The sequence below is a fragment of the Variovorax sp. LARHSF232 genome, assembly GCF_052871435.1.
In genome coordinates this window covers 392,281-414,326 of the sequence record NZ_JBIXJS010000003.1, presented here as the reverse complement: position 1 = coordinate 414,326, position 22,046 = coordinate 392,281, and the positions used below count along the sequence as shown (strand labels likewise).

Annotated in this window: 18 protein-coding genes and 1 pseudogene; 13 read left to right on the top strand and 6 right to left on the bottom strand. The window is 68.7% G+C overall.

What is annotated here, in order from left to right; translation table 11 throughout:
* Positions 1-24 precede the first annotated feature (24 nt).
* The gene (locus ACIPRI_RS10750; RefSeq protein ID WP_446621422.1) at positions 25-1,164 is read left to right on the top strand and encodes a 3-deoxy-7-phosphoheptulonate synthase; all 1,140 of its coding nucleotides are present in this window, start codon (positions 25-27) and stop codon (positions 1,162-1,164) included.
* A 37-nt stretch (positions 1,165-1,201) separates the two neighbouring features.
* On the opposite strand, the gene ACIPRI_RS10745 is transcribed toward ACIPRI_RS10750, so the two are convergent.
* Positions 1,202-2,785: a CYTH and CHAD domain-containing protein gene (locus ACIPRI_RS10745; RefSeq protein WP_446621421.1), complete on the bottom strand. Its 1,584-nt coding sequence runs from the start codon at positions 2,783-2,785 to the stop codon at positions 1,202-1,204.
* A gap of 432 nt (positions 2,786-3,217) precedes the next feature.
* Between ACIPRI_RS10745 and ACIPRI_RS10740 the strand changes: the two genes are divergently transcribed.
* On the top strand, positions 3,218-4,912 hold the full coding sequence (locus ACIPRI_RS10740) for a tannase/feruloyl esterase family alpha/beta hydrolase (RefSeq protein ID WP_446621420.1): 1,695 nt from the start codon (positions 3,218-3,220) through the stop codon (positions 4,910-4,912).
* 19 nt (positions 4,913-4,931) lie between these two features.
* Here ACIPRI_RS10740 and ACIPRI_RS10735 read toward each other — a convergent pair whose 3' ends face one another.
* Positions 4,932-6,506, bottom strand: a complete 1,575-nt coding sequence (locus tag ACIPRI_RS10735) for a hypothetical protein (RefSeq protein ID WP_446621419.1) — start codon at positions 6,504-6,506, stop codon at positions 4,932-4,934.
* A 132-nt stretch (positions 6,507-6,638) separates the two neighbouring features.
* Between ACIPRI_RS10735 and bla the strand changes: the two genes are divergently transcribed.
* Together bla and ACIPRI_RS10725 are read left to right on the top strand one after the other, a co-directional pair.
* The gene (bla, locus tag ACIPRI_RS10730; RefSeq protein WP_446621418.1) at positions 6,639-7,580 is read left to right on the top strand and encodes a class A beta-lactamase; all 942 of its coding nucleotides are present in this window, start codon (positions 6,639-6,641) and stop codon (positions 7,578-7,580) included.
* A gap of 94 nt (positions 7,581-7,674) precedes the next feature.
* A complete protein-coding gene (locus ACIPRI_RS10725) occupies positions 7,675-8,238 on the top strand; it encodes a BPSL1445 family SYLF domain-containing lipoprotein (RefSeq protein ID WP_446621417.1) in 564 nt (187 codons plus the stop codon).
* A 25-nt stretch (positions 8,239-8,263) separates the two neighbouring features.
* On the opposite strand, the gene ACIPRI_RS10720 is transcribed toward ACIPRI_RS10725, so the two are convergent.
* Both ACIPRI_RS10720 and ACIPRI_RS10715 read right to left on the bottom strand, forming a co-directional pair.
* Entirely contained in the window at positions 8,264-9,532 is a 1,269-nt protein-coding gene (locus ACIPRI_RS10720) for an MFS transporter (protein ID WP_446621416.1), read from the bottom strand.
* Positions 9,533-9,586: 54 nt separating this feature from the next.
* Positions 9,587-10,297, bottom strand: coding sequence for an FMN-dependent NADH-azoreductase (locus ACIPRI_RS10715; RefSeq protein ID WP_446621415.1), 711 nt, complete (start codon positions 10,295-10,297; stop codon positions 9,587-9,589).
* 82 nt (positions 10,298-10,379) lie between these two features.
* On the opposite strand from ACIPRI_RS10715, the gene ACIPRI_RS10710 reads away from it, so the two are divergent.
* Entirely contained in the window at positions 10,380-11,315 is a 936-nt protein-coding gene (locus ACIPRI_RS10710) for a LysR substrate-binding domain-containing protein (RefSeq protein ID WP_446621414.1), read from the top strand.
* Here the strand turns inward: ACIPRI_RS10710 and ACIPRI_RS10705 are convergent.
* The gene (locus ACIPRI_RS10705) at positions 11,312-12,826 is read right to left on the bottom strand and encodes a tripartite tricarboxylate transporter permease (RefSeq protein ID WP_446621413.1); all 1,515 of its coding nucleotides are present in this window, start codon (positions 12,824-12,826) and stop codon (positions 11,312-11,314) included. The genes ACIPRI_RS10710 and ACIPRI_RS10705 overlap by 4 nt on opposite strands.
* A gap of 17 nt (positions 12,827-12,843) precedes the next feature.
* Positions 12,844-13,341, bottom strand: coding sequence for a tripartite tricarboxylate transporter TctB family protein (locus ACIPRI_RS10700; protein ID WP_446621412.1), 498 nt, complete (start codon positions 13,339-13,341; stop codon positions 12,844-12,846).
* A gap of 178 nt (positions 13,342-13,519) precedes the next feature.
* Between ACIPRI_RS10700 and ACIPRI_RS10695 the strand changes: the two genes are divergently transcribed.
* From ACIPRI_RS10695 to ACIPRI_RS10660, 8 genes and pseudogenes are all read left to right on the top strand, one after another.
* A complete protein-coding gene (locus tag ACIPRI_RS10695; RefSeq protein WP_446621411.1) occupies positions 13,520-13,957 on the top strand; it encodes a MarR family winged helix-turn-helix transcriptional regulator in 438 nt (145 codons plus the stop codon).
* A 196-nt stretch (positions 13,958-14,153) separates the two neighbouring features.
* On the top strand, positions 14,154-15,836 hold the full coding sequence (locus ACIPRI_RS10690) for a DUF1302 domain-containing protein (RefSeq protein WP_446621410.1): 1,683 nt from the start codon (positions 14,154-14,156) through the stop codon (positions 15,834-15,836).
* A 13-nt stretch (positions 15,837-15,849) separates the two neighbouring features.
* Complete coding sequence (locus ACIPRI_RS10685) at positions 15,850-17,199, top strand: DUF1329 domain-containing protein (protein WP_446621409.1); 1,350 nt, start codon at positions 15,850-15,852, stop codon at positions 17,197-17,199.
* Positions 17,200-17,216: 17 nt separating this feature from the next.
* Positions 17,217-18,227, top strand: coding sequence for a WD40/YVTN/BNR-like repeat-containing protein (locus ACIPRI_RS10680; RefSeq protein ID WP_446621408.1), 1,011 nt, complete (start codon positions 17,217-17,219; stop codon positions 18,225-18,227).
* A gap of 22 nt (positions 18,228-18,249) precedes the next feature.
* Positions 18,250-20,700 carry an efflux RND transporter permease subunit gene (locus ACIPRI_RS10675; protein ID WP_446621407.1) on the top strand — a complete coding sequence of 817 codons (2,451 nt, stop codon included), beginning with the start codon at positions 18,250-18,252 and terminating at the stop codon, positions 20,698-20,700.
* Between the two features lie 78 nt (positions 20,701-20,778).
* Positions 20,779-21,369: a cysteine dioxygenase gene (locus ACIPRI_RS10670; RefSeq protein ID WP_446621406.1), complete on the top strand. Its 591-nt coding sequence runs from the start codon at positions 20,779-20,781 to the stop codon at positions 21,367-21,369.
* Between the two features lie 27 nt (positions 21,370-21,396).
* Positions 21,397-21,565 (top strand): annotated as a pseudogene (locus tag ACIPRI_RS10665) (AraC family transcriptional regulator); the annotation flags it as partial.
* Positions 21,566-21,790: 225 nt separating this feature from the next.
* Positions 21,791-22,036, top strand: a complete 246-nt coding sequence (locus ACIPRI_RS10660) for a hypothetical protein (RefSeq protein ID WP_446621405.1) — start codon at positions 21,791-21,793, stop codon at positions 22,034-22,036.
* Positions 22,037-22,046 lie beyond the last annotated feature (10 nt).

Here is a 22,046-nt window from a genome sequence, read left to right as displayed (position 1 = left end):
GCGGGGGTGGGACAATCGGCCGCCATGAAGCATCTCGACGACCCTTTCCACGACGCCGAAGTCGGCTCGCGCGACAGCACCCTGGACACCACCCGCATCGACGACGTGCGCATCGGCGCGGTGCGCCCGCTGATCACGCCGGCCCTGCTGCAGGAACGCGTGCCGGTGCGCGACGACACCCTGGCTCTGGTGGAGAACAGTCGGCGCGCCATCGCCGACGTGCTGCATGGCCGCAACGACCGTCTCGTCGTGGTGGTGGGCCCCTGCTCCATCCACGACCACGACCAGGCGCTGGACTACGCGCACCGCCTCAAGGCCGTGGCCGACGAACTGCAGGACGACCTGCTCATCGTGATGCGCGCCTACTTCGAGAAGCCCCGCACCACCGTCGGCTGGAAGGGCTACATCAACGACCCGCACCTGGATGGCAGCTTTGCCATCAACGAGGGGCTGGAACGCGCGCGCCGCCTGCTGCTGGAGCTCACCCAACTGGGCCTGCCCACCGGCACCGAGTTCCTGGACTTGCTGAGCCCGCAATTCATCGCCGATCTGGTGGCCTGGGGCGCCATCGGCGCGCGTACCACCGAAAGCCAGAGCCACCGCCAGCTGGCCTCGGGCCTGAGCTGCCCGATCGGCTTCAAGAACGGCACCGACGGCAGCATCAAGGTGGCGGCCGACGCCATCCTGGCGGCGCGCGCGCCGCATGCCTTCATGGGCATGACCAAGATGGGCATGGCCGCCATCTTCGAGACGCGCGGCAACGACGACTGCCATGTCATCCTGCGCGGCGGCAAGGTGCCCAACTACGGCGCCGCCGACGTCGCGGCAAGCTGCGAAGCCTTGCGCGCCAACGGCTTGCGTGAGCAGGTGATGATCGACCTGTCGCACGGCAACAGCAGCAAGCAGCACCAGCGCCAGATCGTGGTGGCAGAGGACGTGGCGGCGCAGATCGCCGGCGGCGAGCAGCGCATCACCGGCGTGATGATCGAAAGCCATCTGGAAGAAGGCCGGCAGGACCTGGTGGCCGGCGTGCCGCTCAAGCATGGCGTTTCGATCACCGATGCCTGCATCGGTTTTGCGCAGACGGTGCCGGTGCTGCACGATCTGGCGCGGGCGGTGGCGCAGCGTCGGCGCCACGTGAAGGCCGACGTGAAGGCCGCGTGAAGTCGCGCCACCGGCGCGCTTCAGGCGGCCCAGGCACCTACTTCCAGAACTTGCGCGCGTCTGCCAGCGAAGCCAACGCCTTGCCGCAGGCCTTGGCCTGCGCCGGGCACTGTGCGCGCAGCCAGCCCACCGCAAACCAGGCGCGCGGGTCTTGCGCGGCGGCGCTGCTGTAGGCATCGATGGCGACCACCTCGTCGTTGTAGTCGCCCAGTGCGTCCTGCGCCGGCAGCACGTGTTCGACGTAGCGCTCGGCCTTGGACTTGTCGAACAGGGGCGCGACGAACTCGGACAGGTAGCGCAGCCGCTTGAGGCGCTTGCGCGCGCGGTGCTGCTTTTCGGTGGGCAATTTCTCGAAGCGCTTGCCATCGCGCACCAACTGGCGGTGCAGCTTGTTCAAGCGCTCGGCCAGGGCGCGCCGCACGGCATCGGCTTCTGCCTTGCCGGTCGCTGCTTCGCCCACGACCTCGCTGGGCGCGCTGAAAGCCATCAGCTCCACCAGCAGTTGCTGGAAGCGCGGCTTGCGCACCACTTCGGCCGGGCTTGGTGCCTTCTGTTCGTCAGGCGCAGGCGGCAGTTCGCTGAGCGGCGCGCCAGCTTCCTGCAGGCGCGGCTGCAGGGTGGCGGACAGCACATCGCGGTCGCGCTGCGCGCCCAGGTCGCGGAAGGCGTCGACCAGGGGCGGCTCCCAGGCTGCGATGTCGAAGCGGCCCGGCGCCAGGCCGTCTAGCTCGCGCAAGGCGCTGCGCAGGCGACGGATGCCGACGCGCAGCTGATGGATCAGCTCCGCCTCGTCGCTGCCGCCGGCAATCTCGCTGGCAATCTCGCTGGCATTGGGCAGGATCTGCGCCAGGCAGGCGGCCAGCACCGCGCGCTGGACTTCGCGTGCGCCGACTTGCAGGCCACCCTTCTTGTGGTCGCCGCCCCCGCCATCGGCAGCAAACTGCGGCGGCTTGGCCTTGACGGCGCGCGAAGGCGCCTCCGATCCGTCCTTTTCTTCTTGTTCTTCACGCAGCCGCTCGCCGCGCTCGGCCTTGGTCATCGTGCTGAACCACAGGCCATGGCGTTGCGACCAGCGCTGCGCCAGCGCCGCCAGGTCGGACACGCTGCCCTGGACCAGTTCGAGCTCGAGCTCACACACGGGCGACACGCGCTGCGGCCTGCCACCCAAGGCCGGCGCGATCACGCGGCCGACGTCCAGCGCCAGCTCCACCGTGCTGGGCCCCACGCGCACGTTGCGCGTGGTGCGCCAGATGTCGGTGGCAAAGGTTTCGATGAGCGGCACATCGCCGTGCGACAGCAGCGCGTCGAGCCGGTCGCCCGCCGGCGTGCCCTGGTGTCGCCGCGCATCGGCCATTGGCGACCCGCCGCGCGCAACGCCGAGGTCGACGTTGTGTTCCAGCCGGTGCAGCGGCCCGTCGCCCAGCGCCTTGACGGTCTGCACCCAGCGCCGCCCCTCCTTGCGCAAGCGCAGCGCCACACCGTTCGAGGCCAAGGCGCCATCTTCGGTGTCGAAATAGCGCGCCTGCATGTGGGTGCGCGCCACCTTGGCGCGGCGCAGCGCTTTCTCCAGCGCCTGCAGTTGGCCGGCCGGGATCTGGAACTTGAATTCGATTTCGGTCAAAGGGGGGCCTGGTCTGTCGTCATGTCGACAAGGAAGTCTAGTCCCGGCATGTTTTTGCGCACGCGCCACCGCAGAACATGCACTTTAGTTCGGAACAAATGACATCAACGCGATCACCTGGAGGAGCCGGGCTCACTCACTTCCAGTGCATGGTGTAAGTCCGCACTGCGAAGCACGCAACATAGTTCACTATTGATTCATGCAGTATCTTGCTGCATCGATGTGACTCGTGGTCACGTCCTCCTTGAGGCCCCAGCAATGAAGAAAACAGTGTCTGAGGAGCGGCGCGCTGCCGTTCCATCGCGACGCGCAGCTGCATCCGCCTGCGCACTCGGCATGCTTGCATTGCTCGGTGCCTGCGGCGGCTCGAGCCATCCGCCGCCCGCCACGCCCCCGCCTACGCCACCGGTCGCATTGAGCTGCGACGACTCCATGAAGGCCGCATTCAAGCCTGACGCCAGCACCAGCGTCGTGCAGGTCAAGGCGTACAAGGCCGGCGATCCGCTGGCACTGTCGGGGACCGCGGCGACACCGGCGCCGGCGACCGCCCCGGCCGACCTGTGCCTGGTCAAGCTCAATGTCGGGCCGGGCCACGCGGGCACAGCCGGCGCGCCCTCGACCTCGCCCGGCATCGGCATGGAGATCTGGCTGCCCACGGCCGCCAACTGGAACACGCGCATCCAGAACCTGGGCGGCGGCGGCTGGCAAGGCGGCAACCACGGCTCGCCCACCCTGCTCAGCGCGCAGGCATCGGCTGCCGCCGCCACGGCGGCCACCGGCTACGCGGTGGGCACCACGGACACCGGCCATACCGTTGCGAACGGTTCCTTCGCGATGCGCGAGGACGGCACGATCAATACCGTGCTGTGGACCGACTTTGCCGAACGCAGCCTGCACGAGCTGGCCCTGAAGACCAAGGCGCTGGTGCAGGCCTACTACGCCAAGCCGCAGCAATACGCGTACTGGAACGGCTGCTCCACCGGCGGCCGCCAGGGCTACAAGATCGCGCAGACGCATCCGGAGGACTACGACGGCTACCTCAATGGCGCGCCGGCCTTCAACTGGACCAAGTTCATCACCTCCGAGCTGAACCCGCAGGTCGCGATGCAGCAGGAGCTCGGCGGCCCCATCGCGGGCGCCAAGCTCGCGGCGCTCAGCGCGGCCGCCGTCAGCGCCTGCGATACGGTGGGCGGGGTGGGCGGCGTGGGCGGCGCGCATCTGGGCTTCATCGCCGATCCGGGCCAGTGCCGCTACGACCCCACCCGCGATGCCGCTGCGCTATGCAACGGCGTGCAGGGCAACGGCGGCGTGGTCGGCAGCAATGCCACGACATCCTGCGTGTCGCTGCTGGAAGCACAGGTCGTCAACAAGATCTGGTACGGGCAGACCGCCGACGGCAGCGCGCCCGACCCGGCGCTGGACAACGGCAACAGCGCCACGCTGGCGTCGAGCCAGCTGTGGTGGGGCCTCACGCGCGGCACCAACCTGGGCGCGCTGGCGGGCAGCAACCCCTTCCCCATCGCCACCGACATGGTGGCCCTGGAACTGCAAGACCCGAGCTACGCCATGCCGAGCTTCCTCAACGCCACCGGCAACGGCGCGAACCGATGGAAGCAGCTGAGCTACAGCGGCCTGGCCAACGCCTACGCGCGCGGCATTGCGCTGCAGTCGGCCTTCGGCAACATCAACTCCGATGACCCGGACCTGCGGCCGGCACGCGACAAGGGCGCGAAGATCATCAGCTACCACGGCTTGTCCGACCAGCTGATCACGCCGGCCGGATCCCTCAACTACTACACACGGGTGTCCGACGTGGTGGGCGGCCCTGCCGAGACCAACAAGTTCAATCGCTTGTACTTCGTGCCGGCCATGGGCCACTGCGCCGGTATCGGCACGGTGAGCGGAAGCGCCGGCCCAGCGGCGGATGCCAACCGCGTGCCGCTACCCACCAGCAACCAGTTCTTCGAGGCGCTGGTTGCGTGGGTCGAGAACAAGAACGCGCCTGAATCGCTGCTGCTGAAGTCGGCGGACGCGAGCGTCAGCATGCCGGTGTGCCCGCACCCGCAGAAGGCGAGCTACAAGGGCGGCGGCGCCATCACCGAGGCCGCCAGCTACAGCTGCCAGTAGGTGACGCAGCGGCGGGCCGCTACTGGCGCGGCCCGGCGCCGTCGATCTCGCGGCGAAAGAAGCGCCGGTCCGACGCGGCCAGGCGCGGCAGCAAGGCCAGCGCCGATTCCCGGTAACGCTTGAATTCCACCCAGCGGCCGGCGCCCGCCAGCTGCCAGGCATGTTCCACCAGCGCCGCCACCTGCTGCATCGGCGTGTAGTCGGTGTCGGCGGCCAGGGCACTGTCGGCCAGGGCGGCCGTCAGGTTGATCCAGTCGCGCACCCGGCCGGGCGGGCCCAGCAGCGCCGCGGTCGCACCGACCTTGTCGCGCACCCGCGCCAGCGCGAGCGCGGGCATCGGTGCCTGGCCGGCCCGCTGGCCGGCACCGCGCGCCACCCGGCAGACGTTGATCAGGTTCCACGGCGAGCCGGCCGCGAGGCCATGGCGCTGGCACAGCCACTCGCTCAAGAGGATCCAGCGCACGGCCTCCAGCCGCGTGCCCTGGCGCGCCACCTCGGGCGGCAGCCAGGGCTCGAGCAGCCACAGCGTGTAGCCCAGGTTGGCGGCCACGCTTTCCAGCAAGGTGAAGGCATCGCTTTCCACGGCGCAGATCAGCGCCTCGCGCAGATCCGCCAGCACGCCGCGCACGGCGGCCGGCCGCACCGCCTCGGGCACGACGCCTTCCACCAGCCGCGCGCGCAGCACCAGGGCGCGCAGGTTGTGGAACTCGCAGGCGATGCGGGAGTTGATGCGCCACACCGCCCCGCCCGGGCGCTCGGCTTCCAGGCTCAGCAGGCGCAATCCGGCCTCCGCCTGCGCCAGCCGGCGGGCCTGGTGGTCGCACCAGACCAGTCCGATGCGCGCCAGCGCCAGCGCCACCTGCTCGCGCGGGTCGGTACTGGTGCCCAGTTCGCGCACCAGCGCGCGCTGGGCCTTGCGCGCCGCCGCCACGTCGCCGGCGCGGCGCGCGTTGCGGGCCGAGAAGAACAGGCGCCAGGCGCGCGCCAGGCGCTCGTGCGGCGCCAGCCGCAGATCGGTCAAGGACTGCAGCGGCCTGGCGCGGCCGGCGCCGCCCTCCTCCTCGCTGCGCTGGCGTGCATCGAGCAGCGCATACCAGCGGTCCAGGTCATCGGCCACGATGGCCGGCGCCGGGCCACTTCGCGCGGATGATGCGGCGCCTGCCCGGGGCAGCGTGGCAGCCGCGCCGCCCAGCCCGACGAAGCGCGCCAGCTCGGCCGGCGAGGCGGGATGCTCGCCCATTTGAAAGCGCAGGCGCGCCAAGGTCTCGGGCGCCATCCAGAAGGGCCCGCGCGAGCGGCCGCGCAGCGCCAGAGTGGACGGTGCCAGGCTGGCATCGACGCCCCAGCCGATCTCCAGCGCCGGCGGGTTCAAGAGCGCAAACAGGCGGCTCAGCGCCATCGGCAGCGCCGCCGCCGATTCCAGCTGCGCGGCCACTTCCTGCGCGCTGACCATGCCTCGCCCGTCCATGGCGTTGGACCGGCCGGATCGCCACGCGATGGCCGCCAGCAGCCACACGGCCAGGCGGGTGGCGGGCCGGCCGGCCACGGCGAAGGGGCGTTGCAGCTGGACGTCGAGGCGTTGAGGTTCAGGCACGGCGTTATGTTTGTGAGGATGGTGATGAGCGTGAGGACACGCAAGCTTGTGGCTGCCCTGCGGCGGACCGATAGTGCCAGCCGCGCAGCGCATCCATCAACTCATCTTCAGAAAAGAAGGCGACCTCCCGCCATGAGTATTGAATCCCTACTCTCCTCAGCCCGCCCTGGCGCCAGCCTGTCGCGCCGCACGCTGCTGCTGGGCAGCCTGTGTTCCGCCGGCCTGGCCTGGGCCGAGGGCAATCCAACCGCCGCCGCAGTAACAAGCGAGGCCGATGCCGCAGCAGCGCTGGCCGAGATCGAGCAGCGCAGCGGCGGCAGCCTGGGCCTGCATGCCATCGACACCGGCAGCGGCCGCACGCTGGGCTACAAGGAGGCGCAGCGCTTTGCCATGGCGTCCACCTTCAAGCTGCCGCTGGCGGCCGCCGTGCTGCACCGCAACGACCGGGCGCCCGGCGTGCTCGACCAGCGCCTGCGGGTCACGAAAGCCGACCTCATTACCCACTCGCCCGTCACGGCCACGCACCTGGCGCAAGGCTTCATCACCGCCCGCCAAGCCTGCGAGGCCACCGTGCAGGTGAGCGACAACGCCGCCGCCAACCTGCTGCTGCCCCTGGTGGGCGGGCCGGCCGGCCTGACCGCCTTCCTGCGCGAGCACTGCGCCGACAGCGTGACGCGGCTGGACCGCAACGAGCCCTCGCTCAACACCAACTTGCCAGGCGACCCGCGCGACACCACGACGCCCAAGGCCATGGTGCAGACGACGAAGGCGCTGCTCACCGGCGACGTGCTCGGCGCGCCCTCGCGCCAGCAACTGATCACCTGGCTGGAAGGCGCCAGCACGGGTTTCGAGCGCCTGCGCGCCGGCCTGCCCAAGGGCTGGCGCACGGGCGACAAGACCGGCACCGGCTCCAACGGCGCCGCCAACGACGTGGCGATCACCTGGCCGCCAGGCCGCGCGCCGATCGTGCTGGCGGTCTACCTGAACGGCTCGCGCCAACCGGCGGCCACGCTCAATGCGGCGCATGCGCAAGCCGCGGCGGTGGTGGCGGCAGTGCTGGGCGCCAAGTCCTGAATGCCGGTTTGTTACAGAATGAAATGTTCATGACTTGAGTGCCTTCGGTGCGGCGCCCACAATGACCTGCCAAGCAAACTGCAGGAGATAAATCATGAACAAGCGCTCCTTCCTCGCCGCCGGGCTTCTGGCCGTGCTCGCCACGGCATGCACCACCACTACCAGCAGCAGCGGCAGCCCGGCTGCCAAGCGCACCGCCATCGACGCCGAGGTCGACAGCGCGCTGTCCAAGCTCTATGCCCAGGTGCCGGGCTCGCGCGAGATGGTCGGCAAGTCCAGGGGCGTTCTGGTGTTCCCCTCGGTGGTGTCGGCCGGCTTCGTCGTCGGCGGCTCCTATGGGCAGGGTGCGCTGCGCACCGGTGGCAAGACCGAGGGCTACTACAGCACCACCGCGGCATCGGCCGGCCTTCTGGCGGGTGCCGAATCGAAGGCCATCTACCTGCTGTTCATGAACCAGGCGTCGCTCGACAAGTTCCGCGCCAGCAAGGGCTGGACCGCCGGCGCCGATGCTTCGGTCACCATGCTCAAGGTGGGTGCCTCGGCCGGCGTCGACACCCAGACGGCGCAGCAGCCGATCGTGGGCTACGCGCTCAGCAATGTCGGATTGATGGCCAACCTCAGCATCGACGGCACCAAGATCAACAAGCTCGACCTTTAGAGCCTGCGCGGTAAAGAGCGGGCTCCTAGTCGATTTTCTTGTCGTGCGTCTGGCGCCGCATGGCGCGCCACAGGCTCAGGTCGTAGACGATCTTGAGAAAACCGCAGGCCACCAACGGCAGCGAGATCCAGCCGGCGGCGAAGAAGACGCCGCTCAGGCTGGGGCTGAGCGCCGCCGCCAGGCTGCGCGGCACCGCCGTGAAGCTGGCGGCGGCGGCACGCTCCTCCGGGGTCACGACGGCCATCACATAGGCGGTGCGCGTCGGCACGTCCATGGTCGACAGGGCGCTGCGCACGAACAGCAGGCCCAAGGCCAGCGGCAGGCTGGGCGCCAGCGCGGCCAGCACCAGGCACACATTGGCCGGCAGATGGGTGAACACCATGGTGTTGAGCAGCCCGATGCGCCGGGCCACCCAGGGCGCCGCCATCTGCGAGGCGGCGCCGAGCAGGCCGGTCCAGAAGAAGAACACGCCGGCCTGCGCCAACGACAGGCCGAAGCGCTCCAGCAGCCACAGCGACATCAAGGCATTGACCACCAGGCCGCCGGCGAAGGCGTCCAATGAGAACAGCGCCGCCAAGCGCAGCACCACGCCGCGCGATGGCCCCAGCGGCGCGGCCGGCGCCGCTTCGAGCGCGCCGTTCCCGCTGCTGCCGCGCGGCAATCGGCGGTACAGCAAAAAGACCGCCAGCCCGAGCCCCGCATAGACAAAGAACATGCAGCGCAGGGCGGCCAGCTGCGTGAGCGCCAGCTGCCGCACGAGCGCATCGGGCAGGGCAGCCGCCAGCGCACCCAGCGCGGCGCACAGGGCGCCCACCAGGCTGTAGCGGGCAAACAGCGAGGTGCGCGCGCTGCCCTGCGCCGCCGCGGCCAGGCGGGCATGCTCCAACGGAAGAAAGATGCTCACATCGCCCGAGCTGGGGTTGAGGGTGCCGACCAATGCGACGATCAGCAGCGGCCAGAAGGAAGAGAAAGCGGCAAAGCCCAGGCCGGTGCCCACCATCAGCCAAGCGGCCAGGCGCAGCAGCTGGCTCGCGGCCAGGCGGTGGCCCCAGGCGCCCACGGCCATGGTGCCCAGGGCCGACCCCAGCAGGGTCGCGGTGGCCAGCAGGCCCACCTCCAGCGTCCCCAGGCCGATCGCCAGCAGATAGGCCGGCAGCAGCACCGCCATGTAGCCGTCGCCCAGCGCGCGCAGGCCGCGCGCGGCCAGCAAGGGCAGCGCCACGGGATCGGTGTGCGCCGGCAGCAGCCATGCATGCAGGCCGACACGGCGGCGCGGCGGTGGGTCAGGGGCCAAGATGGGGCAAGCTGAAAGGCGGGGCGGCCTTTGTAGCGCTGCCAGCGCGCGGGCTCAAGCGGCGGCTGCTTCCTTTTCGCGCGGCAGGCCCGGGCGGGCCAGGTCCTGCACCAGCTGGTCGATGGCCAGTTCGGCCTGGCGCAGCGAAGCGGCCAGCTGCTCGCCGCCGAATTCGTCGTACTCGGCGGCGATCTCGTGGACCTCGGTGATGCCGATATAGCCGAACACCGAGCGCACGCTGGCCTCCGTGTGGTTGAGGTGCGCAATGCGCTGGCCGGGGCCGTAGCCGTGGTCGCCGCGCGCACTCAGCAGCACCAGGCGCTTGCCGGCGCCAGTCAGCATCGGCCAATAGGGCTGCGCCCCTCGTGCGCGGTCGAAGCCGAAGGTGCGGCCCACCCGCACGATGTTGTCGATCCAGGACTTGAACTGCGCCGGCACGCTGAAGTTGTACATGGGCAGGCCCACCACGATCAGGTCGGCCGCGATCAGCTGGTCCACCAGGCGGTCGCTTTCAGCCAGCGTCTCGTGCATCCAGAGCTCGCGCGCCGCCGGCGGCGTGAAGGCCGCATGGATCCAGCGGCCGGTGACGGGGGAAGGCGGCTGCTGCCCGACGTCCAGGTAATCGACGCGGTCGTGCGGCCGCTGCGTGCGCCAGCGTTCGGCAAAGCGCGCCGACAGCCGGCGCGTGTGGGAGCCATGGGGGTCGATGTCGGAACGGCCCGGACGGGCGCTGGCGTCGATGTGCAGGAGAGAAAGATTGCGCATGGCGAATTGCTGAGAAGATGAGTGGATGGATGAGTCAATTTATGGGTGTCATCCTTCTCATACAAACGATGATTTCTTTGCCATGAATGAATTTGCCTCATCCGTCAGGCGGCCGCGCCGGCTCCCGCCCCTGGCCGCGCTGCGCGCCTTCGAAGCGGCTGCCGCGCACCTGAGCTTTCAGCGGGCGGCGGGCGAGCTCTCGGTCACGCCCACCGCCATCAGCCACCAGGTGCGCGGTCTGGAAGAGGCGCTGGGCCAGCCGCTGTTCCGGCGCCTGGCGCGCCGGCTGGAGCTGACGCCCGCCGGCCTGCGCCTGGCGCACGCGCTGCGCGAGGGCTTCGACATGCTGGAGGCCGGCGTGCACGCGCTGCGCGCCCGCTCGGCGACGGACGATACCGTCACCTTGAGCACCAACACCGCCTTCGCCGCCAAATGGGTGATGCCGCGCATGGCGGCTTTCGGCGTGCAATGCCCCGGCATCACACTGCGCCTGCATGCCAGCGACACGCTGGTCGACCTGGCGCGCGGCGACGCCGACATTGCCATCCGCTCCGGCCTGCAGGGCGAGTGGCCTGGCGTGGAAGCGCTGGCGCTGATGCACGAGCGCTACGCGCCGGTGTGCAGTCCGCAGCTGGGCCTGGCGCGTGCTGCGGACCTGGGGCGGCATCCGCTCATCCACTGCGACTGGCAGCCCCACGCCAGCGCACCGGCCCTGTGGTCACGCTGGTTCAAGGAGGCCGGCTTGCCGGCGCCCGCCGCCAAGAAGGGGCGGGCAACACGCCGGCCGGACCTGTCCTTTTCAGACGAAACCCACGCGCTTCTGGCCGCCTTGTCGGGCCATGGCGTGGCGCTGCTGAGCCTGACCCTGGCGGCCGAGGAATTGCGCAGCGGCGCGCTGGTGCAACCCTTCGGGCCGGTGCTGTCCACCGGCAGCTATTTCCTGGCGACGGCCAAAGGGCGGCGCAGCGAGCCGGCCGTGAATGCGGTGTGGCAGTGGGTCGCCGGGCAGGCGGCCTAGCCCTCTTCGACGAAGGCTTCCTGCCGCTTGGCCTTGACGGCCGGCATCAGCACCATCAGCAGCAGCATGGCAGCCGCCACCAGCAGGCCGGCGGAGATCGGCCGGCTGACCAGCACGCCCCAGTCGCCGCGCGACAGCAGCAGCGCGCGCCGCAGGTTCTCTTCCATCATCGGCCCCAGGATCAGGCCCAGCAGCAACGGCGCCGGCTCGCACGAGAGCTTGTGGAAGATGTAGCCGACGACACCGAACAGCCCCACCATCCAGATGTCGAAGGTGTTGTTGTTCGTCGAGTACACGCCGATGGCGCAGAACAGCACGATGGACGGGAACAGCCAGCGGTAGGGAATGGACAGGAGCTTGATCCAGATGCCGATCATCGGCAGGTTGAGCACCACCAGCATCAGGTTGCCGACCCACATCGAGACGATGAGGCCCCAGAACAGCTCTGGATTGCTGGTCATCACCTGCGGCCCCGGCTGGATGTTGTGGATGGTCATCGCGCCCACCATCAGCGCCATCACCGCATTGCCGGGAATGCCCAGGGTGAGCAGCGGGATGAAGGAGGTCTGCGCGCCGGCGTTGTTGGCCGACTCCGGCCCCGCCACGCCGCGGATGTTGCCTTGGCCGAAGGGCACCTCGCCCGGGCGGGCGCGCAGCTTCTTCTCCAGCGTGTACGAGGCGAAGGCCGACAGCACCGAGCCGCCGCCGGGCAGGATGCCCAGGGCCGAGCCCAGGGCAGTGCCGCGCAGCACGGCGGGGAACATGTTGCGGAAGTCTTCCCGCGTGGGCCATAGGCCCTTCACCTTGTTGGTGAGCAGTTCGCGGTCTTGTTCGGGCTGCGCCAGGTTCGCGATGATCTCGCCGTAGCCGAACACGCCCATGGCGATCGCGATGAAGCTGATGCCGTCGGTCAGCTCGGGGATGTCGAAGGAATAGCGCGCCACGCCGGAGTTGACGTCGGTGCCCACCAGGCCCAGCAGCAGGCCCAGGATGATCATGCAGATCGCCTTGATCAGCGAGCCCGATGCCAGCACCACCGCGCCGATCAGGCCCAGCACCATCAGCGCGAAGTACTCGGCCGGGCCGAACTTGAAGGCCAGCTCGGTCAGCGGTGGCGCGAAGGCCGCCAGGATCAGGGTGCCGACGCAGCCGGCAAAGAAGGAGCCCAGGCCGGCGGCCGCCAGGGCCGGGCCTGCGCGTCCGTTCTTGGCCATCTGGTGGCCGTCGATGACGGTGACGACGGAGGAGGATTCGCCCGGCAGGTTGACCAGGATGGCGGTGGTGGAGCCGCCGTACTGCGAGCCGTAGTAGATGCCCGCCAGCATGATCAGCGCCGCCACCGGCGGCAGCGAGTAGGTGACGGGCAGCAGCATCGCGATGGTGGGCACCGAGCCGATGCCCGGCAGCACGCCGATCAAGGTGCCCAGCAGGCAGCCGAGCGCCGCATAGGCCAGGTTCTGGAGGGTCAGGACCGAGGAGAAGCCGAGGGCCAGGTTGTCAATCAGTTCCATGATGAAGGTGTCCGCGCTCAGCCGGTGATGAAGGTCGGCCAGGTGGGGAACTGCAAGCGCAGCCCGAGGATGAAGATCAGGTAGCTGCCCGCCGCCAGCACCGTTGCCAGCACCAGCGTCGACCTGAGTGGGAAGTTTTGGCGTGCGCGGCAGGCGATGAACACCAGCGCGTAGATGCCTACGACGAGGCCCATGGCCGGAATGTCCAGCGACCGGACGCCGCCCAGCATCACGCCGAACAGCAAGTTGGCGCCGATGATGTAGACCAGCGGCCTCCAGGCGATCTGGCCGACCGGATCGCCGTCGGCGCGTTCGGCGCTCTCGCCGCTCAGCGAGCCGAACACCACCACCAGCCCCAGGGCGGCCAGCAGGATGCCGAGCATCAGCGGAAAGTAGCCTGGCCCCATGCGGGCGCCCGAACCGACGTTGTAGCTGGTGGCCCCAATGGCGAAAGCGGCGCCGACGGTGGCGAACATGAGGCCGGCGAAGAGATCTCTTTGACTCTTGATCTTCATGAAAAGTGATTGCGGTGTGACAGAAAAAAGCGCGGACGCGCCGACCCGAGTTGCCTGGGCCAGCGCGTCCATTTGCATCATGCTATGAGTTTTTATATGTCACATCATGAGTAATTACCCTGCGCCCATGCGTCCGGCCCCGCGCATGGGCGCCCGGCGACTTGCTACATTCGCGCCCATGCAAGAGCAGCCCATCACCAAGCAGCGCCTGGAAGCGCTATCTGAATTCCGATTCAGGCTGCGCAGCTTTCTGCGCTTCAGCGAAGACGCAGCGCGCGAGGCCGGCATCACCGTGCTGCACTACCAGCTGATGCTGCACACCCAGGGCTTCCCGGGCCGCGACTGGGCCACGGTGGGTGAGATTGCCGAGCGCCTGCAGGCGGCGCCGCATGGCGTGGTGGCGCTGGTGTCGCGCTGTGAGGCGGCCGGCCTGGTAAAGCGCAAGGCCAGTGCGGCGGACCGGCGCCAGGTCGAAGTGCACCTGCTGCCCAAGGGGCGCCGCATCCTGAAGAAGCTGGCCGCCGTGCATGCCGACGAGCTGTCGGACCTGGCGGATGCGATCCGGTTGGCCAGCAGTGTTCGCGCCGGCAACCCGGATCAAGCCCAGGCGCAATAGGCCTTTCGCCCCTTGGCCTCCGCGGCCGGTCAGAAGCGCCGTCCTGAGGCTTTCCCACCCCCTGCCCCCCTCCACCAAGGAGGGGGTGGCGCGCACGTGCCAACCAGAAAATTTTGCCCGTTCCCTGGCGACTCGCGCGCTGGGCTTTCTCGGCAGCAAATCAAGAAACTGGAGACACGTGCACCACCCACAACGCATGACGACGGCGCGCGCGCAGACCCGCCCGTCCTTCCGCATCGCCACCATCTCGGCCGCTGCCCTTCTGGTGACACTGTCCCCGGTCGGCGCACAGGCCTTCGAGTTCGACACCGGCAACCCCGACCTGACCATCCGTTGGGACAACACGGTCCGCTACAACCATGCGAACCGCCTGGAGAGCCGTGATTCCAAGATCGGCAACTCGGCCGTGTCGGACGAAGGCACCTACAGCTTCGACCGCCATGACTCGGTGGCCGACCGCCTCGACATCCTGACCGAGCTGGACGTGACCTACCGCAAGCGCTTCGGCGCCCGCGTGAGCGCGGCCGGCTGGTACGACGCCGCCTATGGCAGCCAGAGCCGGACCAACCCCAACCCGCCGCTCAACGCCATCCCGAGCTACATCAACAAGGAATACAGCGACTACACCAAGCGCTACTACCACGGGCCTTCGGGCGAGCTGCTGGATGCCTTCGTGTTCGGCGGCGCCGACATCGGCGAAGTGCCGGTCAACGCCAAGCTGGGCCGTCACTCGCTCTACTGGGGCGAGTCGCTGTTCCTGGGCGGCAACCTGCACAGCGTGGCCTACGCGCAGAACCCGCTGGACCTGCAGAAGGGCTTTGCCACGCCGGGCGTGGAAGCCAAGGAACTGTTCCGCCCGCTCAACCAGGTGTCGGCGCAGGCCCAACTGACCGACACCCTCTCGGTGGCGGCGCAGTACATGCTCGAGTGGGAGTCCTACCGCTATCCGGAAGGCGGCACCTACCTGGGCCCGGTGGACTTCGCCTTCAACGGTCCGGACCGGCAGTTCATCTCGCCCGCACTCGGCTTCGCTGCGCGCGGCAATCCGGTCGAGCCCAAGCAGCGCGGCGAAGGCGGCGCATCGGCACGCTGGAGCCCGGCGTGGCTGGACGGCACGCTGGGCTTCTACTACCGCAACATGGCGGACAAGCTGCCGCAGACCTTCCTGACGCAGGTGGGCCGCAACGTCAGCCGCTACAACCTGATCTACGCCGACGACATCGACATCTACGGCGTGAGCCTGGCCAAGAACATCGGCGGCATCAGCTTCGGCAGCGAACTTTCCTACCGCCACAACACGCCGCTCAACAGCACGGTGCTGGGCATCGCGCCCGGCCTGCCGGCACAAGGCGATACCAAGGGCCCGCGCGGAAATACCTACCACGGCCTGGTCAATGCGGTCGGCCTCGTTCCGAAGACGGCCCTGTTCGACACCGCGGCCTGGGCGGCAGAACTGGTGTGGTCGAGCTGGGACAAGGTCACCAGCGGCGAGAACCTGTTCTTCGCGGAAGGCTTCGCCGCCTGCGCCGGCAGGAACAAGTGGGAGGGCTGCACGACGAAGAACTACTTCGGCATGGGCCTGTCGTTCACGCCGACCTGGTTCCAGGTCTTCCCCGGCATCGACCTGTCGGCGCCGATCAGCTATGCCATCGGCCTGAAGGGAAATGCCGCGACCATCTTCGGCGGCAACCAGGGCAACGGCAACTACAGCGTGGGCCTGGGCGTGGACGTGCAGCAGAAGTACCGCTTCGACCTGAAATACATCGACTACCTCGGCCACTACAAGGACAACGGCCAGGCCGTCACCGCGCAGAACGGATTCACCACGCTGCTCAAGGACCGCGGCTTCGTGAGCCTGACCTTCAAGACCACCTTCTAAGAGACAACCCACCATGCGATTCACCCACACCCTGCTCGCCGGCGCCGTTGCCGCCTGCGCGAGCCTGGCCGCCCAGGCGGCCGTCACGGCCGAGGAAGCCAAGGCGCTCGGCAACACCCTCACCGCCGTCGGCGCCGAGAAGGCCGGCAACAAGGACGGCACCATCCCCGCCTACACCGGCGGCCTGAAGAGCGTGCCCGCCGGCTTCAAGACCGGCGACGGCATCCGGCCCGATCCTTTCGCCGGCGAGAAGCCGCGCCTGGTGATCGACGCCAAGAACATGGCCGAACACGCGGATCGCCTGACCGAGGGCACCAAGACGCTGCTGAAGACCCACTCGAGCTTTCGCGTCGACGTCTACCCGACGCACCGCAGCGTCGCCTTCCCGAAGTTCGTCACCGACAACACGGCGGCCAGCGCGGTCAAGGCCAGGACGGGCAACGAGGGGCGCTCGATCGAAGGCGCACATGCCGGCTTCCCCTTCCCGATCCCGAAGGACGGCTATGAAGCCATGTGGAATCACCTGGTGCGCTTCAATGGCCAGAGCTACGAGGCCAAGTACCGCAACCTGAACGTGGACGCCAGCGGCCGCCCGGCCCTGGCCACGGAAGGCGTGAGCGTGCAGGAGTTTCCTTTCTGGGATGCGACCAAGACCGCGGCCGACACCTACTGGCGCATCAAGCTCACCTACACCGGCCCGGCGCGCCGCGCCGGCGAGGCCCTGCTGATCGTGGACCCGCTGGACGTCGGCACCAAGGAGCGCCGCGCCTGGACTTACCTGCCCGGGCAACGCCGCGTGAAGGTCGCGCCCGACCTCTCCTACGACACGCCCAACCCGGGCACTGCCGGCGCCACCACCTTCGATGACACCTTCATCTTCAACGGCGCGATGGATCGCTTCAACTTCAAGCTGGTCGGCAAGAAGGAAATGGTCGTGCCCTACAACGCCTATGGCGCGGTCTACCAGTCCAAGCAGGACGACCTGCTCAAGCCCAACCACCTGAACCCGGACATCGTGCGCTGGGAGCTGCACCGCGTGTGGGTGGTGGAAGCCACCTTGCGCGACGGCAAGCGCCACGTCTACGGAAAGCGCACCTTCTACCTCGACGAGGATTCGTGGGCGGCGCTGGCCTCGGACAACTACGACGCGCGCGGCCAGCTCTACCGCGCCGGCTTCGCCTACATGGCGCCCAGCTACGACCTGCCGGCCCCGTACACCGACATGTTCGGCCACTACGACTTCGTCTCGCGCGTCTATTCGCTGACGGGCTACATCGCAGAGACCGGTGGCCTGCGCCACACCAAGGCACTGTCCGACCGCGAATGGACGGCCGATGCGCTGGCCGGCGCCGGCATCCGCTGAATGAACGGGGCTTGCCCATGACTGCCAAGCGCCCCGCCCGCGGCGGCCGCCTCTTCGCCGCGCTGCTGGCCACCGGCGCCGCCGCGTGGGCGGTGCAGGCCGCCAGCGACAGCCAGGCCTGGCGCGACGTGCTGGACACGCCCGCCATCCAGAGCCCGCTCGCCTCGCGCGCACTGTTGAACGGCATCGCCCGCGCCGGCAGCACGCGCCTCGTCGCGGTGGGCCAGCGCGGCCACATCGTCTATTCGGACGACGCCGGCCGGCGCTGGCTGCAGGCCGAGGTGCCGATCAGCTCCGACCTGGTGGCGCTCAGCTTTCCCGACGCGACGAACGGCTGGGCCGTCGGCCATGACGGCGTCGTGCTGCGAACCAAGGACGGCGGCAAGCGCTGGACCGTGCAGCCGATCGAGGCGGCCGACCGCCCCCAGTCCCCGGGCGCGGAGAACCCCTTCCTGGACGTCTGGTTCCGCGATGCCTCCAACGGCTACGTGGTTGGCGCCTTCGGCCTGGTGCTGCAAACCCAGGATGGCGGCGCCAATTGGCAGCCGCTGATGCACGCGACGGACAACCCCAAGAGCCTGCACCTGTACGCGGTGCGCGGCTTCGGCCCCGATGTCTACATTGCCGGCGAGCAGGGCCTGATGCTCAAGCTCGCGCAGGGCGACACGCGCTTCCGGGCGCTGGAACTGCCCTACAAGGGCACCCTGTTCGGGATCACAGGCAGCGCGCAATCGCTGGTCGCCTACGGCCTGCGCGGCACCGTGCTGCGCAGCAGCGATGGCGGGCGCAACTGGCTGCCCACGCCGACCGGGCTGCAGGTGGGCTTGACGGCCGGCACCCGGCAGGACGACGGGCGCATCGTCCTCGTGAGCCAGGCCGGCCACGTGCTGGTCAGCAACGATGACGGCGCCAGCTTCAAGGTCGCCAAGACAGAACGCACCGTTCCCGCCGCCGCGGTAGCGGCTTCCTCCCAGGGAACACTGGTCCTGGCCGGACCACGCGGCGCCCAGGCGCTGCAGCTGCCCTGAACGGGCAGCCGGAGAAACTCTCATGCACACCCCCAACCACGCGGATGCGTCCGCGCCCCTTTCGCTCGACCAGTTCGACCCACGCTCCGGCTCGCGCCTGGAGCGCCTCATCTTCAACCGCCGCCTTGCGGTGATGGTCTTGTGCGCCCTGCTCACACTGCTGCTGGGCGCGGTGGCCGCCACCCGGCTGACCTTGCACGCCGGCTTCGAGAAGATGATTCCCCAGGGCCATCCCTACATCCAGAACTACCTGGCGCACAAGGCCGACCTGCGCGGCCTGGGCAACTCGCTGCGCATCGTGGTGGAGAACGACCAGGGCGACATCTACCAGCCCCGCTACCTCGACGCGCTCAAGAAGATCCAGGACGAGCTGTTCCTCACGCCCGGCGTGGACCGTGCCTGGATGAAGTCCTTGTGGGCGCCCGCCGTGCGCTGGACCGAAGTGACGGAGGAAGGTTTTCGCGGCGGCCCGGTGATGCCCGACAACTACGACGGCTCGCCGGCCGCCATCGAGCAGCTGCGCGCCAACATCGCACGCGCCGGCCTGGTGGGCGCACTGGTGGGCAAGGACTTCCAGTCCAGCATGATCGTGGTGCCGCTCCTGGACCAGGACGCGGCCAGCGGCCAGCGCATCGACTACCGCGCGCTGTCGCGCACCCTGGACGACATGCGCGCACGCTACGAGACCGACGCGCAGGGCCAGCCCACGGGACTGCACGTGCGCAGCATCGGCTTTGCCAAGCTGGTGGGCGACCTGATCGAAGGCCTGCACCAGGTGGCGCTGTATTTCGGGCTGGCCGCACTGGTGGCCACCCTCATCATCTACATCCACACGCGCTGCCTGCGCAGCACCGCGCTGGTGGTGGCCTGCTCGCTGGTGGCGGTGGTCTGGCAGCTGGGGCTGATCGCCGCCTTCGGCTTCGAGCTGGACCCTTATTCCATCCTGGTGCCCTTCCTGGTGTTTGCCATCGGCGTGTCGCACGGCGCGCAGAAGATGAACGGGATCATGCAGGACATCGGCCGCGGCGCGCACCGCCTGGTGGCCGCCCGCTTCACCTTCCGGCGCCTGTTCCTGGCCGGCCTGACGGCCCTGGTGGCCGATGCGGTGGGCTTTGCCGTGCTGATGCTGATCGACATTCCGGTCATCCAGGACCTGGCGCTGGCCGCCAGCGTCGGCGTGGCGGTGCTGATCCTCACCAACCTGATCCTGCTGCCGGTGCTGCTGTCGTACATCGGCGTCGGTGAAAAGGCGGCGCAGCGCAGCCTGCGCGCCGAGCAGCCCGGCATCGATGCGCGCGGCATGGACCGCGTCTACGCCTGGCTGGGCCGCTTCACCGAGCGGCGCTGGGCGATCGGCACCGTGGCAGCCGCCGCCGCGCTGCTGGCCATCGGCCTGGCGGTCAGCACCCAGCTGAAGATCGGCGACCTCGACCCCGGCGCGCCCGAGCTGCGGCCCGACTCGCGCTACAACAAGGACAACGCCTACATCACCGTCCACTATTCGCTGTCCAGCGACACCTTCGCGGTGATCGTGAAGACGGCCAAGGAAGGCTGCCTGAAATACCAGACGCTGATCGAAGCCGACCGGTTGGCCTGGGCCCTGCAGCAGATTCCGGGCGTGCAGACCACCACCTCGCTGGCCAACGCGGTGCGCCAGATCACCGCCGGCAGCAACGAGGGCAGCCCCAAGTGGCTGACCATCGCGCGCAACCAGGACGTGCTGAACTACGGCGCGCAGCAGGCCGGTGTGAACAACCCGGAACTCTTCAACACCGACTGCTCGGTGATGCCGGTGATCGCCTACCTGGCCGACCACCGCGCCGAGACGCTGGACCGCGTGGTGCAGGCCAGCGCCGAGTTTGCACAGGCGCACAGCAATGGCGAGCGCAGCTTCCTGCTGGCCGCCGGCAGCGCCGGCATCGAGGCCGCCACCAACATCGTCGTGCGCAAGGCCTGGACGCAGATGCTGCTCCTGGTCTACGCCGCCGTGATCGTGCTGTGCTTCATCACTTTCCGCAGCTGGCGCGCGGTGGTGGTGGCCGTGCTGCCGCTGGTCATCACGTCCGTGCTGTGCGAGGCGCTGATGGTTGCCTTGGGCATCGGCGTGAAAGTGGCGACGCTGCCGGTGATTGCCCTGGGCGTGGGCATCGGCGTGGACTATGCGCTGTACCTGCTGAGCGTGCAGCTGGCCCAGCAACGCGCCGGCGCCACCCTGGGCGAGGCCTATCGCCTGGCCCTGCAGTTCACCGGCAAGGTCGTGGTGCTGGTGGGCGTCACGCTGGCCGCGGGGGTGCTCACCTGGGCGCTGTCGCCCATCAAGTTCCAGGCCGACATGGGCATCCTGCTGGCTTTCATGTTCATCTGGAACATGGTGGGCGCGGTGCTCTTGATTCCGGCGCTGTCGTATTTCCTGCTGCGCCCGCGGGCGCCGGTAGCCTCGCCGGCGGACTCGCTGACCCTGGTCTTGCCCTGATGGATCGATGGAACACCGCTGCCGCTCAGCGGGGGGGCAGAATGCCGCCAATCGCCGGAATCGATGAGCGGAGCCCAAATGTCCATCACCACTTCACAGCTGGCCTCGCCTGCACTCGCAGCCTTTGTCGCCGAGGCCCAAAGCCGCAGCCGGAATCAACCCGACCCAGCCGACTGCGTGCTTGCGCTGGCGCCGCTGATGCTGCACCTGATCGACCAGGCCGATGAGTTCCTGGCGCCGCGGCACTATCGCGCCTCCAGTGACGGCTACACCCGCAACCTCGTCTACGAGGCAGCGGACAAGAGTCTCTCCCTGTATGTGCTGGTCTGGCTCCCCGGCCAATGGACTCCTGTCCACGACCACGGAAGCTGGGGTGTCGTCGGCGTGCTCGAAGGTGTGCTGGAGGAGCGCAGCTACGTCCGCTTGTCGCCGGACCGGGGCGCCGATGAGGAGATCGACCTCGCGCGAGGCGGCATCGTCTTGCTGCAACGCGGCGCGGTGACGAGCTTCGTGCCGAATCCCGATCACATCCACGTCACGGGGGTTCCGGCAGAACGGCCCCGGGCGGTCAGCCTGCACCTCTACGGCAGGTCCATGAGCAACTTCAACATCTACGACGTGCCCGCGCGTACGCGCCGTCGCATCGAGGTCGCGCATAACGAAAGCTGAGGCCGGCCCACGGGAGGTTGTCGCCACCGCGGGGGCTGCCTCGCGTCACAGTACCTGGCCGCGTGGGTGATTGCACGCCTGGCGGGCATCGAGGCGGCAAAGGACGCGATGCACTATGTCGCCAGTGGGGGAGAAGGACGACTACGTCGCGCGTGCGATGCGGAACATCATGCCGTTCCTCCTTGCGACGACTTGATACGCTTGCGCCGACCGATTGAATCCGCAGTGCAATGTCGTCGCCTGCGAGGCGGGTGACGGGCACTGGCCGACAAAATGTAGGCCGGCGCTGATTGCCTGTGGCGCGGATAGGGGAGAGGATCGTTGAGCCCTTGCGATAGCAAAACTTTCGCTGGGGCACAGCCGTGACGTTGAACTCACTCGTGGTTCGCCTCACCGATCTCAACCCGTCGAGGAAAGTTGTATGAAGCTGATGAGCGTCGACCTCTACCAGAGCGCCACGAATCCAAAGAAATTCCTGGCGATTCCCGCCGGAGTCAATCCGATCGACCTCATGGGTCCGATGACCTTCGACAAGGACTATGCGCAGGTCGTCCGCTACAAGGAGGCCTTCGAGTTCGATCCCGCCGAATCGTATGCCGGGGTCAACGCCGCCAAAATCGCCGCGGACCTTCTCACAGTGAAGTGGGCAATGTATCGGCGCTCCTAGCGCAGGGCAT

Bases quoted from the DNA above. Each gene is read 5' to 3' on its own strand.
- ACIPRI_RS10700 (WP_446621412.1), bottom strand. From the start codon at position 13,341: ATGAAGATCAAGAGTCAAAGAGATCTCTTCGCCGGCCTCATGTTCGCC.
- ACIPRI_RS10685 (WP_446621409.1), top strand. From the start codon at position 15,850: ATGCGATTCACCCACACCCTGCTCGCCGGCGCCGTTGCCGCCTGCGCG.
- ACIPRI_RS10750 (WP_446621422.1), top strand. From the start codon at position 25: ATGAAGCATCTCGACGACCCTTTCCACGACGCCGAAGTCGGCTCGCGC.
- ACIPRI_RS10710 (WP_446621414.1), top strand. From the start codon at position 10,380: ATGAATGAATTTGCCTCATCCGTCAGGCGGCCGCGCCGGCTCCCGCCC.
- ACIPRI_RS10690 (WP_446621410.1), top strand. From the start codon at position 14,154: ATGACGACGGCGCGCGCGCAGACCCGCCCGTCCTTCCGCATCGCCACC.
- ACIPRI_RS10705 (WP_446621413.1), bottom strand. From the start codon at position 12,826: ATGGAACTGATTGACAACCTGGCCCTCGGCTTCTCCTCGGTCCTGACC.
- ACIPRI_RS10670 (WP_446621406.1), top strand. From the start codon at position 20,779: ATGTCCATCACCACTTCACAGCTGGCCTCGCCTGCACTCGCAGCCTTT.
- ACIPRI_RS10675 (WP_446621407.1), top strand. From the start codon at position 18,250: ATGCACACCCCCAACCACGCGGATGCGTCCGCGCCCCTTTCGCTCGAC.
- ACIPRI_RS10715 (WP_446621415.1), bottom strand. From the start codon at position 10,297: ATGCGCAATCTTTCTCTCCTGCACATCGACGCCAGCGCCCGTCCGGGC.
- bla (WP_446621418.1), top strand. From the start codon at position 6,639: ATGAGTATTGAATCCCTACTCTCCTCAGCCCGCCCTGGCGCCAGCCTG.
- ACIPRI_RS10695 (WP_446621411.1), top strand. From the start codon at position 13,520: ATGCAAGAGCAGCCCATCACCAAGCAGCGCCTGGAAGCGCTATCTGAA.
- ACIPRI_RS10680 (WP_446621408.1), top strand. From the start codon at position 17,217: ATGACTGCCAAGCGCCCCGCCCGCGGCGGCCGCCTCTTCGCCGCGCTG.
- ACIPRI_RS10740 (WP_446621420.1), top strand. From the start codon at position 3,218: ATGAAGGCCGCATTCAAGCCTGACGCCAGCACCAGCGTCGTGCAGGTC.
- ACIPRI_RS10725 (WP_446621417.1), top strand. From the start codon at position 7,675: ATGAACAAGCGCTCCTTCCTCGCCGCCGGGCTTCTGGCCGTGCTCGCC.
- ACIPRI_RS10660 (WP_446621405.1), top strand. From the start codon at position 21,791: ATGAAGCTGATGAGCGTCGACCTCTACCAGAGCGCCACGAATCCAAAG.